14 protein-coding genes are annotated in these 12,958 nt (G+C 59.6%); 6 read left to right on the top strand and 8 right to left on the bottom strand.

The features are described 5' to 3' along the window. Window positions 1-66 precede the first annotated feature (66 nt). Window positions 67-1,143 carry a 3-deoxy-7-phosphoheptulonate synthase gene (locus BM382_RS11320; protein WP_011062547.1) on the top strand — a complete coding sequence of 359 codons (1,077 nt, stop codon included), beginning with the start codon at window positions 67-69 and terminating at the stop codon, window positions 1,141-1,143. A gap of 60 nt (window positions 1,144-1,203) precedes the next feature. Here the strand turns inward: BM382_RS11320 and BM382_RS11315 are convergent, their stop codons facing one another. Further along, a complete protein-coding gene (locus BM382_RS11315) occupies window positions 1,204-1,485 on the bottom strand; it encodes a GNAT family N-acetyltransferase (protein ID WP_011062548.1) in 282 nt (93 codons plus the stop codon). Between the two features lie 641 nt (window positions 1,486-2,126). Here BM382_RS11315 and oprI point away from each other — a divergent pair. Beyond that, window positions 2,127-2,378 (top strand): outer membrane lipoprotei OprI, encoded by a 252-nt coding sequence (gene oprI / locus BM382_RS11310; RefSeq protein WP_003448337.1) that lies wholly within the window; start codon window positions 2,127-2,129, stop codon window positions 2,376-2,378. A gap of 126 nt (window positions 2,379-2,504) precedes the next feature. On the opposite strand, the gene BM382_RS11305 is transcribed toward oprI, so the two are convergent. From BM382_RS11305 to BM382_RS11295, 3 genes are all read right to left on the bottom strand, one after another. Then, a complete protein-coding gene (locus tag BM382_RS11305; RefSeq protein ID WP_015636545.1) occupies window positions 2,505-3,479 on the bottom strand; it encodes a L,D-transpeptidase family protein in 975 nt (324 codons plus the stop codon). A 134-nt stretch (window positions 3,480-3,613) separates the two neighbouring features. Beyond that, window positions 3,614-3,907, bottom strand: a complete 294-nt coding sequence (locus BM382_RS11300; protein WP_007931378.1) for a hypothetical protein — start codon at window positions 3,905-3,907, stop codon at window positions 3,614-3,616. Window positions 3,908-3,963: 56 nt separating this feature from the next. Next, window positions 3,964-4,569: an arylesterase gene (locus BM382_RS11295; RefSeq protein WP_041752456.1), complete on the bottom strand. Its 606-nt coding sequence runs from the start codon at window positions 4,567-4,569 to the stop codon at window positions 3,964-3,966. A gap of 10 nt (window positions 4,570-4,579) precedes the next feature. Here BM382_RS11295 and BM382_RS11290 point away from each other — a divergent pair, with 10 nt between their 5' ends. Then, a complete protein-coding gene (locus tag BM382_RS11290; protein WP_011062551.1) occupies window positions 4,580-5,263 on the top strand; it encodes an ABC transporter ATP-binding protein in 684 nt (227 codons plus the stop codon). Beyond that, on the top strand, window positions 5,263-7,767 hold the full coding sequence (locus BM382_RS11285; protein ID WP_053159707.1) for an ABC transporter permease: 2,505 nt from the start codon (window positions 5,263-5,265) through the stop codon (window positions 7,765-7,767). The genes BM382_RS11290 and BM382_RS11285 overlap by 1 nt, the downstream gene beginning before the upstream one ends. Window positions 7,768-7,800: 33 nt before the next feature. Here the strand turns inward: BM382_RS11285 and greB are convergent, their stop codons facing one another. Next, window positions 7,801-8,274 (bottom strand): transcription elongation factor GreB, encoded by a 474-nt coding sequence (greB, locus tag BM382_RS11280; RefSeq protein WP_011062553.1) that lies wholly within the window; start codon window positions 8,272-8,274, stop codon window positions 7,801-7,803. Window positions 8,275-8,566: 292 nt separating this feature from the next. Here greB and BM382_RS11275 point away from each other — a divergent pair, with 292 nt between their 5' ends. After that, window positions 8,567-9,196 carry a response regulator transcription factor gene (locus BM382_RS11275; RefSeq protein WP_011062554.1) on the top strand — a complete coding sequence of 210 codons (630 nt, stop codon included), beginning with the start codon at window positions 8,567-8,569 and terminating at the stop codon, window positions 9,194-9,196. A 131-nt stretch (window positions 9,197-9,327) separates the two neighbouring features. Here BM382_RS11275 and BM382_RS11270 read toward each other — a convergent pair whose 3' ends face one another. The 3 genes from BM382_RS11270 to BM382_RS11260 form a co-directional block, all read right to left on the bottom strand. Then, a complete protein-coding gene (locus tag BM382_RS11270; protein WP_011062555.1) occupies window positions 9,328-9,648 on the bottom strand; it encodes a hypothetical protein in 321 nt (106 codons plus the stop codon). 285 nt (window positions 9,649-9,933) lie between these two features. Next, window positions 9,934-10,368: a DoxX family protein gene (locus BM382_RS11265; RefSeq protein WP_072442854.1), complete on the bottom strand. Its 435-nt coding sequence runs from the start codon at window positions 10,366-10,368 to the stop codon at window positions 9,934-9,936. A gap of 103 nt (window positions 10,369-10,471) precedes the next feature. Beyond that, entirely contained in the window at window positions 10,472-11,893 is a 1,422-nt protein-coding gene (locus tag BM382_RS11260; RefSeq protein ID WP_019092888.1) for an MltF family protein, read from the bottom strand. Between the two features lie 235 nt (window positions 11,894-12,128). Here BM382_RS11260 and BM382_RS11255 point away from each other — a divergent pair, with 235 nt between their 5' ends. After that, window positions 12,129-12,935, top strand: a complete 807-nt coding sequence (locus tag BM382_RS11255) for a TatD family hydrolase (RefSeq protein ID WP_072442852.1) — start codon at window positions 12,129-12,131, stop codon at window positions 12,933-12,935. Window positions 12,936-12,958 lie beyond the last annotated feature (23 nt).

Genomic DNA, 12,958 nt, shown 5'->3' with positions numbered 1-12,958 from the left:
AATCCGCTGTGCTCCGCCGCGCGGGGATCGCTGGCGGCCGGCACCCGTGACCTGACGAGTAACACGATGGCTGATTTACCGATCAACGACCTTAACGTCGCCTCCAACGAGACCCTGATCACCCCTGATCAACTCAAACGAGACATCCCGCTGAGCGACACCGCCTTGCGCACCGTGACCAAGGGTCGCGAAGTGATCCGCAATATCCTCGACGGCACTGATCACCGCCTGTTCATCGTCATTGGGCCCTGCTCGATCCACGACATCAAGGCAGCCCACGAATACGCCGAGCGGCTCAAGGCACTGGCGGCTGAAGTCTCCGACACCCTGTACCTGGTGATGCGCGTTTATTTCGAGAAACCGCGGACCACCGTCGGCTGGAAAGGCCTGATCAACGACCCTTACCTGGACGACTCGTTCAAGATCCAGGACGGCCTGCACATTGGTCGCCAGTTGCTGCTGGACCTGGCTGAAATGGGCCTGCCTACTGCCACTGAAGCCCTGGACCCGATCTCCCCGCAATACTTGCAGGACCTGATCAGCTGGTCGGCCATTGGTGCACGTACCACCGAATCCCAGACTCACCGCGAAATGGCTTCGGGCCTGTCCTCGGCCGTGGGCTTCAAGAACGGCACCGACGGTGGCCTTACTGTGGCAATCAACGCCTTGCAGTCGGTTTCCAGCCCTCACCGTTTCCTGGGGATCAACCCCCAGGGCGGCGTGTCGATCGTCACCACCAAAGGCAACGCCTACGGCCACGTGGTACTGCGCGGCGGCAACGGCAAGCCCAACTATGACTCGGTCAGCGTCGCCGTCTGCGAGCAGGCCCTGAGCAAGGCCAAGATCAAGCCGAACATCATGATCGACTGTAGCCACGCCAACTCCAACAAGGACCCGGCACTGCAGCCGCTGGTCATGGAAAACGTGGCTAACCAGATCCTCGAGGGCAACCAGTCGATCATCGGCCTGATGGTGGAAAGTCACTTGAACTGGGGTTGCCAGGCGATTCCGAAGAACCTGTCGGAACTGCAGTACGGCGTATCGATCACCGATGCCTGCATCGACTGGGAAAGTACCGAGAAGACCCTGCGCGGCATGCACGCCAAGCTCAAGGACGTCTTGCCGAAACGCGATCGCAGCTGATCCTTTCCTGCAGACACAAAAACGCCGGGCCAAGCCCGGCGTTTTTCATCGTCGCCCCGGTCAGAGCTTTGCTGCGTGACGCTGATGACGCTCCATATAGCGCTCTACGTACGAGCAGGACGGAATCACTGTGTAGCCCATGCGTTCGGCGTACTCCAGCGCCTGCTCGGTCAGCGCCGCGGCGATACCGCGCCCACGCAGTGCGTTGGGCACGAAAGTGCGATAGATATCCAGGGTCTGCTTACCCAGGTCCATATAGGTCAGGTAGGCACGATGACCGTCCACATTGGTCTCGAACTGATGACCAGCCTGGTCATGGTGGATGGACAACGCCTCGCTCATCACTACTCCTTGCGGGTCTGGAATGCTGACCCCTACCTTACCGATGTTTTTCCGGCGAAGGAACAACTTACGCCACCTCGTGCCTGTCGGCCGCCCGTAGAAGCTCTCGCTCTTGCGCCATCAGCACGTTACAAAATATAGGCGCCATTGGCACAAATGCTCAAGCCACACTCGTCACAGATCGGCGCAAAACCTTGTTGAGGCTGAGTACGAGCCTTAGTCGGGATCGATACCTAAACGTCTTGAGACGGTACATCGCCGGATGCTGAAACATAAGACGAGCGACGCCTCTTAAAGTCACCCACAAGATGCTTAAACATAGGTTCAGGGCTGAACAAATTCTGAAGAAAAGTGCAGTCGACACAATATAGACCGACTTTAGCCTAGGCTCTGAAACAGCGCCCGGAAACTCCGATAACGATGCTGGCAAACAAGCAGCATTCGGCCCCGGTGCTTCGCCGCTGAATATTTTTTATACAACCCGCTAAAAAGTTGCTCGAAAAAGAAACAGCGCCTAGAATTTTTTTTGCTTCTTGCGCTACGTCAGTTTACTTACTACAAGTAATGGGTAGTATGTACGCCGGCTATTTCCTCACTCTGAGGTGATAGCTACTAATAGAAAGTCCTTGAAGGGGAACACGATGAACAACGTTCTGAAATTCTCTGCTCTGGCTCTGGCCGCAGTTCTGGCTACCGGTTGCAGCAGCGTATCCAAAGAAACCGAAGCTCGTCTGACTGCTACTGAAGACGCAGCAGCTCGTGCTCAGGCTCGTGCAGACGAAGCCTATCGTAAAGCTGATGAAGCTCTGGCTGCTGCTCAAAAAGCACAACAGACTGCTGACGAAGCTAACGAGCGCGCTCTGCGTATGCTGGAAAAAGCTAGCCGCAAGTAATAGTCCCTCGGGATTGTTATCGAGCCGATCCATTTTTTGGATCGGCTTTTTTATTGCCCGGAGTTCTTCACCGGCAATAAAAAACCCGCCGCTACCAGCAGGTATCGGCGGGTTGCACTTAAGCGCTTACTGCTGCAAATCGTAGGTCGCGTTGGACATTGTTGTCACAGGCGCTGTCGTCGGCACGGCGATCTCCACCGGCAAGCCATCTTCGGCTGCCACTACATCCCGCACCACATCCCAGTTCATGCGCAGGTTGTTAGCCAGGTCCTCACGCTTGAGCAAGGCATTGATCACTGCGGTGTGCTTGTCGACCACCGAAGGATTGCCTTTGTCATCCAACGGCGTATGAGCTTCCAGGTAGACTTTCCCGCCGCTGATACCGAACTTGTACGGATCGTTGATGATGCGCACCGAAGTTCCCACCGGCACCATGCCGGCCATTTCCAGCACGTTGTTGTTGAGCATGCGGAAACAGCCGTGGCTGGTGCGCATGCCGATACCGAACTTCTTGTTCGAACCGTGAATCAGGTAACCCGGTGTGCCAAGGGTGAACTTGAATGGCCCCAAGGGGTTGTCCGGCCCGGCAGGTACCACGTTCGGCAAGGGGTCACCGTCGGCGGCATGCTCGGCCTTGATCGACGCCGGGGGCGTCCAGGTCGGATTCGGGGTTTTCGCGGTAATGCTGGTGTGCGCGATCGGTGACCCCCAGCCTTCACGACCAATACCCAGCGGGAAGGTGTAGACCACGTTCCGACCCTTGGGGTAGTAGTACAGTCGATACTCGGCCAGGTTGATCACGATGCCTTCGCGCGGCCCGGGCGGCAGAATGAAACGCGTAGGCAGGATCACCTCGGTGCCCGCCCCCGGCAGCCAGGGATCGACCCCCGGGTTGGCCGCGACCATTTCCAGGTAACCCAGGTCGTAGGTCGTGCCCAGGTCGGCGAAGGTATCCTCGTACTTGGCCTTGATCACCTGTACCTGGCCGACGATGTCTTCACCCGGCGGCGGTAGAGGCAATTCCAATGCGGCAACAGGACCGGCCACACACAAGGCGGCGAGTGTCAGGCAGCGGGTGACGACAGGGAGGCGGGGCAACATCCGGATAATCCTTCGCATGAACAACGAATGAAAGAAACACGATTGTACACCCCGTCCTCCGGCTACGGCAGCCAGGCCGGGGAGACAAGCGCAGACACATGAATTCCCTGTCGAAACGGCCTGCTGGCGACCGCCTACAACTCGAAACGCAGCTCAGGCCAGATTGGCGGAGTGCCACGTTTTTGCGACTCCAGAATCGCCCGGCACAACGGGCAGAGTCGCTGGTCCTGGAAAATCGTCCGATCCACGCTCGACCAGCGCGGTTGCGCGGGCAACAAAGTGCCGCACAAGGTGCGGTCGGCAGAGCCGCCCAACTCCAGTTGACGCGTCACCAGATGCACCCGAACTTCCTGGCAGGCGAACAGGTCAAGCTGCTCATCAGGCTCGATCAGTTGATAGGCAAACAGGGACCAGGCGGGACGCGGCATCGGGGGCTCCAAATCGGGGGCGCCACATTAGCCGAAACACTGTCACTAGAAAAGCGTCAAAGCAGCGGTTTTAGCGTCGGCCAGACATTTTCCAGCAACTTGCCCTGGGCCGCTGCCGCAGGGTGCAGACCGTCTGCCTGCATCAGCTCGGGATGCCCCCCGACCCCGTCAAGAAAAAACGGCACCAAGGCTACCTTTTTCTCGCTGGCCAACTGGCTGTAGACCTGGGAAAAGGCCTGGGTATAGCGCACGCCATAGTTGGGCGGCAATTGCATGCCTAAAAGCAGCACCTTGGCACCCTGGGCCTGGGAGCTGTCGATCATCGAAGCAAGATTTTGTTGCAATTGCCTGGGCGGCTGGCCTCGCAAGCCATCGTTACCCCCCAACTCGAGAATCACCACTTCAGGCTTATGCTCTGCAAGCAGCGCCGGCAGCCGCGCCTGGCCCCCGGCACTGGTGTCACCACTGACCGAGGCATTGACTACCCTGTCGGTAAAACCCTGGTCCTTGAGCCTCTTTTCCAGCAGGGCTACCCAGCCCTGACGGGTATCCAGGCCGAAAGCCGCACTGATACTATCGCCAACGATCAGGACCGTACCCGCCGCTGCGTTCTGGGCCATGCACATCAAGGCCAGGCCGGCACTCAAAAACCATACACGCATCGGATTCTCCATGGGCGCAAGCATTCTCACTGCGCGGAACCTTAGCAAAGTGGTTCCCAGCGCGGAAGGTGAACTGACCATCCTGCATGAACTCAGCCTCGAGCTGAACCAGGGCGACAGCCTGGCCATCGTCGGCGCCTCCGGCTCCGGCAAATCGACCCTGCTTGGCTTGCTTGCGGGGCTCGACCTGCCCAGCAGCGGCGAAGTCACCCTCGCCGGCCAGGCCCTGAGCCAGCTGGACGAGGATCAGCGGGCCCGTATCCGGGCCGAGCATGTAGGATTTGTCTTTCAGTCCTTCCAATTGCTCGACAGCCTCAATGCCCTGGAAAACGTCATGCTGCCCCTGGAGCTCGACGGCCGTCGCGATGCCCGCGAGCGGGCCACCGAACTGCTGCAGCGGGTTGGCCTTGGCCAGCGCCTTAGCCACTCGCCACGCCAGCTTTCCGGTGGCGAACAACAGCGCGTTGCCATTGCCCGGGCCTTCGCTGCCGAACCCGATGTGCTGTTTGCCGATGAACCCACCGGCAACCTCGACAGCCATACCGGTGAACGCATCAGCGACCTGCTGTTCGAACTCAACAAGGAAAGCGGCACCACCCTGGTGCTGGTGACCCATGATGAACGCCTGGCCCATCGTTGCCGGCGCCTGATCCGTCTTGAAGCGGGCCTGCTGGTCGCCCCTCTGGAGCCCTGATGGCACGTCTGCCGCTGCCGCGCCTGTTCAGCCTCGCTGTCCGCCAACTGTTGCGCGATGCCCGTGCCGGAGAGTTGCGGGTACTGTTCTTCGCCTTGCTGGTAGCGGTTGCGGCCAGCACGGCCATCGGCTACTTCGGTGCACGCTTGAACGGCGCCATGCTGTTACGCGCCACCGAGTTCCTCGGCGCCGATCTGCTGCTGGAAGGCAGTTCCCCAGCACGCCCGGAACAGCTCGACAGCGGCCTGAAACTGGGGCTGGATCATGCGCGGATAGTCGAGTTCTCCAGCGTCATTGCCACCGACAATGCGATCCAGCTCTCCAGCATCAAGGCCGTCGACGAAGCCTACCCCCTGAGGGGGCAGCTCAAGAGTGCCCCAGCCCCCTATGGGGTCGAGGAGCCCGGCGGCGGTCCCGCGCCCGGAGACGCCTGGGTCGAACCGCGCTTGCTGACTGCGCTGGACCTCAAGATCGGCGACAGCATCGACGTCGGCATGAAAACCTTGCGCCTGGCCAGGGTACTGACCTACGAGCCTGACCGGGCCGGCAACTTCTACAGCCTGACGCCCCGGGTCCTGATCAACCTGCAAGATCTGCAAGCCACCGGCGTGGTCCAGCCTGGCAGCCGGGTCAGCTTCAAGGAACTGTGGCGCGGACCGGCTCCGGCGCTTGAGGCCTATCGTCAACAGATCAAGCCGGCGCTGGCCGCCAACCAGCGGCTGCAGGATGCCCGCGATGGCAACCAGCAGATCGGTGGAGCCCTGGGCAAGGCCGAACGTTATCTGAACATGGCCAGCCTGGTAGCGGTGCTGCTGTCAGGGGTTGCAGTAGCCTTGTCGGCCAATCGCTTCGCCGCGCGACGCTTTGATGCCAGTGCCCTGCTTCGTTGCCTGGGCCTCTCACGCCGGGAAACCATGCTGCTGTTCAGCGTACAGCTGGGCGTTCTGGGTCTGCTGGCCAGCCTCAGTGGGGCGTTGCTGGGATGGCTGGCCCAGCTCGGCCTGTTTTACCTGCTACATGACCTGCTGCCCAACGACGTACCACCCGGGGGATTGCTACCCGCCATCGCCGGCATCGGTACCGGGCTGGTGGCCCTGGCCGGATTCGCCTTGCCGCCCCTGGCTGCGCTGGGACGGGTGCCGCCTTTGCGCGTACTGCGGCGCGACCTGCTGCCAATCCCCTCCAGCACCTGGATGATCTACGGCGCCGCTCTGTTGGCCCTGGGCCTGATCATGTGGCGCTTGAGCCTGGACCTGGTGCTGACCTTCGCCCTGCTGGGCGGTGGCCTGCTGGCGGCACTGGTATTGGGTGGCTTGTTGCTGTTGCTGTTGCAAAGCCTGCGGCGCCTGCTGGCCCGCGCCGCCCTGCCGTGGCGCCTGGGCCTGGGCCAGTTGCTGCGTCACCCCCTGGCTGCGGCCGGGCAATCCCTGGCTTTCGGCCTGATTCTGTTGTCCATGGCGCTGATTGCCCTGCTGCGGGGCGAACTGCTGGACACCTGGCAAAACCAATTGCCGAAAAATGCCCCCAACTACTTCGCACTGAACATTCTGCCGGCGGAAAAACAGGCCTTCAGCGAGCGCCTGGTGCAGCTCTCCGCCCCTTCGGCGCCCTTGTACCCCGTGGTTCCGGGGCGCCTGGTGAGCATCAATGGCGAGCCGGTAAGGGAGATCGTCAGCAAGGATTCCAGCGGTGATCGGGCCATACAACGCGATCTGAGCCTGACCTGGGCCGCCGATCTGCCCAGCGGCAACAGCATTATCGAGGGCAGTTGGTGGTCAGCCCAGCCGGATGACGGGTTGCCCGGCGTCTCGGTCGAGGCCAAGGTGGCGCAGAGCCTGAAGCTTAAGCTGGGTGATCACCTGACCTTCACGGTCGCCGGCGCCAACCGGGAGGCCCGGGTCACCAGCCTGCGCAGCATCAACTGGGACAACTTCCAGCCAAACTTCTTCATGATCTTCCAACCGGGCACCTTGAAGGATCTGCCCGCCACCTACTTGACCAGCTTCTACCTGAGCCCTGGGCACGATCAGCAGATTGTCGAGCTGTCCCGGGCCTTCCCGGCAGTGACCATCCTTCAGGTCGAAGCCCTGCTGGAACAACTGCGCAGCATCCTGGCCCAGGTCACCCTGGCGGTGGAGTATGTGTTGTTGTTTGTCCTGGCGGCAGGAATGGCAGTGCTGTTTTCCGGACTCCAGGCCACCCTGGACGAACGCATTCGCCAGGGGGCGCTGCTGCGTGCCCTCGGGGCCGAGCGGCAACTGCTGGTGAAAGCCAGGCGGATCGAGTTCGGCCTGCTGGGTGCAGTCAGCGGCCTGCTGGCGGCACTGGGGTGCGAACTGGTCAGCCTGGTACTCTACCGGTTCGCTTTCGATCTGCCCTGGCACCCGCATCCATGGTTGTTACTGTTGCCTCTGGTGGGGGCGCTGTTGGTAGGCGGGGCGGGAGTTTTCGGTACCCGTCGAGCATTGAACGCCAGCCCGCTGAATGTATTGCGCGAAGGTTGAAAGCCCAAGGCTCGCCTGCCCAGGTCGGCGAGCCTACTTCACATAATCGATCTGGTTGATCCACCAGCAGGTTTCACCTGCCGGGGTGTGGACAACGGCCTCGTCACCCACTTCCTTCTTCAGTAACGCCCTGGCCATGGGCGAATCGATGGAGATGTAGTCCTTGCGCAAGTAGATCTCGTCGTAACCGACGATACGAAAGCGCTTGATCTCGGCCGCCTCGTTTTCGACTTCGACCCAAGCACCAAAGAACACCCGTCCCTCCTGTTCCGGCGCGTAGGAAACCACCTTCATGTCTTCCAGACGCTTGCGTATGTAGCGCACCCGACGATCGATTTCCCGCAGAAGCTTCTTGTTGTACTGATAGTCCGCATTCTCGCTGCGATCGCCCAGCGAGGCCGCCCAGGTGACCTTCTGCGTGATATCCGGGCGCTTCTCCCGCCATAAATAGTCCAGCTCTTGTTTCAGAGCGTCGTAACCATCCTGTGTGATGAGCTTGGTACTCAATTGGCTAATCAGCCTCCAGCCTTATGCATGCTGCGCATTAGTTGTATGAGCCGACAAAGCCGGCACGTCATGAGCGGCATCTGCCACCGATCTATGGACATCACTATCAGATTTGTCCGATTTAGATTTCAGAGAGGTCAGCCAATCATAGGGCCAAACAGCCGAGCCGTACGGCCCAGGGCATAGGTTCGACAAGAGCGTCGGCAATCGGCACGCCACACTGCTTGATACCCATTCCCCACAGAGCTAGCCAATAACTACCAACACCTCAAAAACAAAGGGAAAGTACCACATGGGCAACATCATTATCGTCGATGACCATCCACTGATCAGACTGGCCATCAGGTCGGTGCTGGATCCTCATCATCACAATATCGTCGCCGAAGCCGACAACGGTGCCGATGCCGTGCAACTGGTGCGCAAACACCTGCCGGACCTGCTGATCCTCGACCTGGGCATCCCCAACCTGGATGGTTTCTCGGTCATCGCGCACATCAAGTCCGCCGGGCTGCACGTCAAGACCCTGGTACTGACCTCAAGTGATTCGAAAAACTTCGCCCTGCGCTGCCTGCAAGCCGGAGCCGCAGGCTTTCTGTGCAAGACCGAGAACCTTCACGAATTGGCCAATGCGGTAAAGGCCATCCTTTCCGGGTACAGCTACTTTCCGGAAGACACCATTAATATCCTGCAGCAGAACACCAACGCCGCCAACCAGGAGAGTGTGTTGATTTCCCGCCTGACCGACCGCGAAATAACAGTGCTGAAACTGCTGGCTACCGGTCTGAACAACCAGCAGATTGCCGATGCGCTGTTGATCAGTCACAAGACCGTCAGCACCTACAAAGTGCGGTTACTCAAGCGTTTCAATGTTTCCAACCTGGTGGCCTTGGCCGAATTGGCCAAACGCAATGCCGTAGTTTGATCATCAAGCCATTAATCGCCACCAAATGACGGACAGCCGCCACGACTGAAGACGTTCCAGTCGGTTTCTGTTCAATGGAATTCCGATCTGTACAAGGCGCAGTTCAGCAGCCGTGATGCACTACCGGCGGGTCAACTGCTGAACTGGCGGCGGATGATCAACCCCTGGCGAGCGACGCGGGTCAGTTGCTTGATGACTTCAGCAGCATCCGCAGCACTGGGTGCCGGAATGACCGCCAGATCGAAGCTGTCGCTGGCAAAGCGTGCCAGGGACTCACCTTCTTCGACAAATTGAATCAGAAACGCCGCTGGGCCCGGGGAACGTCGTGGCCAACCGTCGAGATAACGCAATAGTGTGGGCTGGTGCTTGCCACCCAGGAGGATTTTCGGATTGCGCTGGGAAAGACTCGCCGTGATCGGCGCAAGACGTACAAGGGGGCGTGGTGCATTCATCGTATTGTGTCTCTGCCTCAGATTTCTGCCGGGCAGGTGAGAGGCAACACCGAACCAGCGCTTTAGCGGTATTTCGAAGCCTGACTATAGCTTCTATCAGTGATCTTTCGACTCACCTGGCGCCCCGCAAGTAGCTGTTTAAATCGGCGCATGAGCAGCATCCTAGAGAAGCCGACAGGTCAGTGTCAAGATTTGTCAGCAACGAAAAAGGCCTGCATTCGCAGGCCTGGGATAACTTTGCCGACGGCTGATCCAGAGCCTCTGGAACACCGCCCGCGCATCGACTTACTTGGCGATTGCCGCATCCAGAGACAGCTTGCCGGCCCCCTCAATCAGAACTGCGACAGTGCCGCCAAGCAGTGCAAGAGCGAACTCATAACCGTTGTTGACCATGAACAGGCCATGGCTGATATGCACCGAGAAAATCGCCACCAGCAAGGTAAACGACAGGCCCAATGCAGCGGGACGCGCCAGCAGGCCAATGATCAATGCCAGACCGGCAAAGAATTCGGTGCCCCCCGATAACAACGCCATCAAATAGCCGGGAGCCAGGCCGATACTCTCCATCCACTGCGCCGTTCCCGCCAGACCGCCACCACCAAACCAGCCAAAGAGTTTCTGCGAGCCGTGAGCCACGAAGATGATGCCGACGAAGATCCGCAGTACGGTCAAGCCGTAGCCCGCGCGAGTGCCCAGTAGCTTGTTGGTCAGTGTGCTCATGCTGTGTAGTCCTGTGTGAAGGTAGGAAAGTTGGTCGCCATACTAATCAGTTTTAATCATGTTAAAAGCGGAAATTACCCAAGCTAATAATCGATTTTTTAGATTATTTACGTGACGCAACTTTTCGCTCCGGAGGCTCCAGGGAGTCTCGTTCACGATCAAAGGCCAGATAGTATTTGTTGACGCTATTAACATAGCTGACGGCCCCCATGCCCACTTGCTCCATGGCGATGCGCTCCACCTGGAAGAACCACTGGTTGGGGTTGAGCCCCCGCCGCCGGGCTTCACTGCGCATACCCTGCACCCGCTCCGGCCCCATGTTGTAGGCCGCCAGCACAAATGCCATGCGCTCGCGCTCATTGAGTTTGGGGCTGGCAAAAAATTTACGGCGAATCATCGCCAGGTACTTGGCGCCTGCCTGCACGTTGCTATCTACGGACTGAATATTGTTGACCCCGACCCGCTGCGCTGCCGAAGGCGTGATCTGCATCAGCCCGGTAGGGCCGCTGCCGCTTCTGGAAGGGGGTTGCAACGCTGACTCCTTGAACGCCAGCGCCGCCAGGTTCAGCCAGTCCATGCCCTGCTCGCCGGCATGCTTCTGCAAAACCGGACGCAGTTTTTCCAGACGCTGACGGTCGGCCCGCGCCAGGGGATAGTGCACCTGATACTGGCGTCGGTAGATACGCAGGAACGCCACATCCTGATCCGCCGGCGCCTTATAGGTCTTGAGGAAGCGGTCGATACTCGCCCGCAGCATCGACGCATCGCGCCGGACAAACCAGTGTTCTTCACCCGGCTCACTGATCTTCAACTGCCTGTCCAAACGCAATTTGGGCAGGATCTTGCTCCAGCGTTCGGCAATCGGCTGCTCGACAACCGTCAGGTGGAAAATACCGCCCTGGACCATTTCCAGCACATCCTCCACCGCCAGGCTGGGGTCGACCCACTCCACCTTGATCGGCGCCAGCTTGTGCAGGGCCAGCTTCTGATTGATCTGGCTGACCGCGTCCCCCGCCGCACTACCGGTAGTCAGGGTCAGGGTCTTGCCGGACAGCTGTTCGATCCGTGTATAACGGCGCTCACCCTTGATCCCGACCAGCAGCAGGGGAACATTACTGACGATCGGGTCGCTGGAGCTGACCGCATTTCCGGGATGGGCTTCCAGCAGCTCACCAGGCGCCACCAGGTCGCCCTCGCCCCGCTGCAATGCACCCAGCAATTGATCCTTGGCTTTGGGAATGATCTTCAGGCTGATTTCCTGGCCGTCGCGAGCATGGCCATTGAGGTACTGCTCGAACGAGCGCAGGCGGTGGTACTCGACACCTATGGCCTGGCCCTGGACTTCTCCGGAGCTATTGCGGCTCTGATTGACCAGCACCCGGAGTACCCGGCTGCTGCGGATTTCCGCCAGGTCGCGCACTTTTCCCGTGGCGTGTGCTTCCAGTGGCCCGGGCAAGCGCGCCAGCGCCGGCAAGGGCAGCAGCAATGACAGGCACAGCGCGAGCAATATCGAGGATCGGGTCATCCGTTCTCCGCAAAGAATACTGTTCAACCCTTCGTCGTTTTTTGAAGAATTGATTGCCAGAAACAGAGCGCCTTGAGCGCTGGCAAGCTGCGAAAGACCCGTGCAATGGCGCTGAAGAACGTGGCCGTTGCTCTGGTCCGGCAGCAAAAGACAGCTATAACTCGTTGTAGTTCTTGGTTTTTCTTATAAATCTACAGCTCTGATATGCTTTCCGGCCGCAGGCGGAGATAGCACCATGCAACTCATCGATATCGGCGTCAACCTGACCAATCCCAGTTTTGCCGAAAAACACCAAGCCGTTCTCAATCGTGCTTATGATGCTGGGGTGTGCCAGTTGGTCCTCACCGGAACCAGCGTCGAAGGCAGTGAACAGGCCCTGGAGTTGTGCCAGAAACTGGACGCCGACGGGCAGAGACTGTTTGCCACCGCCGGGCTGCATCCCCACAGCGCCAGCGACTGGAATGCCGACAGCCCGCGACGCTTGCGCGCTCTACTTGGAGAGCCGCGGGTACGCGCCGTGGGCGAATGCGGCCTGGACTTCAACCGGGACTTCTCTCCCCGCCCGCAACAGGAAAAAGTCCTGGAAGAACACCTGGCCCTGGCTGTCGAGTTGCAGTTGCCAGTGTTTCTCCACGAACGTGACGCCAACCAGCGCTTGCTGGACATCCTGCGGGATTTCCGTGATCGCTTGCCGGCTGCTGTAGTCCACTGCTTTACCGGTGAACAAAAGGCCCTGTTCAGCTACCTCGATTTGGACCTGCACATCGGCATCACAGGCTGGATCTGCGACGAACGCCGCGGCACCCACCTGCACCCGCTGGTACGCGACATCCCCCGCGGGCGCCTGATGCTGGAAAGCGATGCCCCCTACCTGCTACCCCGCAGCTTGCGGCCAAAGCCGAAAAATGGTCGTAACGAACCAGCCTATCTGACCGAGGTTTTACGAGAAGTTGCGTTGCACCGCGGTGAAACCCTGGAGGAGCTTGCAAGCCACAGTACCGCCTGCTCTCGGGCGTTTTTTCGCTTGCCAGAGATTGCTTGACCCACATCAAGATTTTTCCGAGA

Origin of the sequence: Pseudomonas sp. NFPP25, assembly GCF_900116505.1 — a bacterium.
GTDB classification, from domain to species: Bacteria; Pseudomonadota; Gammaproteobacteria; order Pseudomonadales; family Pseudomonadaceae; genus Aquipseudomonas; species Aquipseudomonas protegens.
Note: the sequence above shows the minus strand (reverse complement) of the source record. Positions and strands in the feature narration are given on the sequence as shown.

Excerpts from the sequence above, each read along its gene's own strand:
- BM382_RS11300 (WP_007931378.1), bottom strand. The coding sequence starts at position 3,907 with ATGCCGCGTCCCGCCTGGTCCCTGTTTGCCTATCAACTGATCGAGCCT.
- BM382_RS11305 (WP_015636545.1), bottom strand. The coding sequence starts at position 3,479 with ATGTTGCCCCGCCTCCCTGTCGTCACCCGCTGCCTGACACTCGCCGCC.
- BM382_RS11255 (WP_072442852.1), top strand. The coding sequence starts at position 12,129 with ATGCAACTCATCGATATCGGCGTCAACCTGACCAATCCCAGTTTTGCC.
- BM382_RS11285 (WP_053159707.1), top strand. The coding sequence starts at position 5,263 with ATGGCACGTCTGCCGCTGCCGCGCCTGTTCAGCCTCGCTGTCCGCCAA.
- BM382_RS11275 (WP_011062554.1), top strand. The coding sequence starts at position 8,567 with ATGGGCAACATCATTATCGTCGATGACCATCCACTGATCAGACTGGCC.
- BM382_RS11270 (WP_011062555.1), bottom strand. The coding sequence starts at position 9,648 with ATGAATGCACCACGCCCCCTTGTACGTCTTGCGCCGATCACGGCGAGT.
- BM382_RS11260 (WP_019092888.1), bottom strand. The coding sequence starts at position 11,893 with ATGACCCGATCCTCGATATTGCTCGCGCTGTGCCTGTCATTGCTGCTG.
- BM382_RS11265 (WP_072442854.1), bottom strand. The coding sequence starts at position 10,368 with ATGAGCACACTGACCAACAAGCTACTGGGCACTCGCGCGGGCTACGGC.
- BM382_RS11320 (WP_011062547.1), top strand. The coding sequence starts at position 67 with ATGGCTGATTTACCGATCAACGACCTTAACGTCGCCTCCAACGAGACC.
- BM382_RS11295 (WP_041752456.1), bottom strand. The coding sequence starts at position 4,569 with ATGCGTGTATGGTTTTTGAGTGCCGGCCTGGCCTTGATGTGCATGGCC.
- oprI (WP_003448337.1), top strand. The coding sequence starts at position 2,127 with ATGAACAACGTTCTGAAATTCTCTGCTCTGGCTCTGGCCGCAGTTCTG.
- BM382_RS11315 (WP_011062548.1), bottom strand. The coding sequence starts at position 1,485 with ATGAGCGAGGCGTTGTCCATCCACCATGACCAGGCTGGTCATCAGTTC.
- BM382_RS11290 (WP_011062551.1), top strand. The coding sequence starts at position 4,580 with ATGGGCGCAAGCATTCTCACTGCGCGGAACCTTAGCAAAGTGGTTCCC.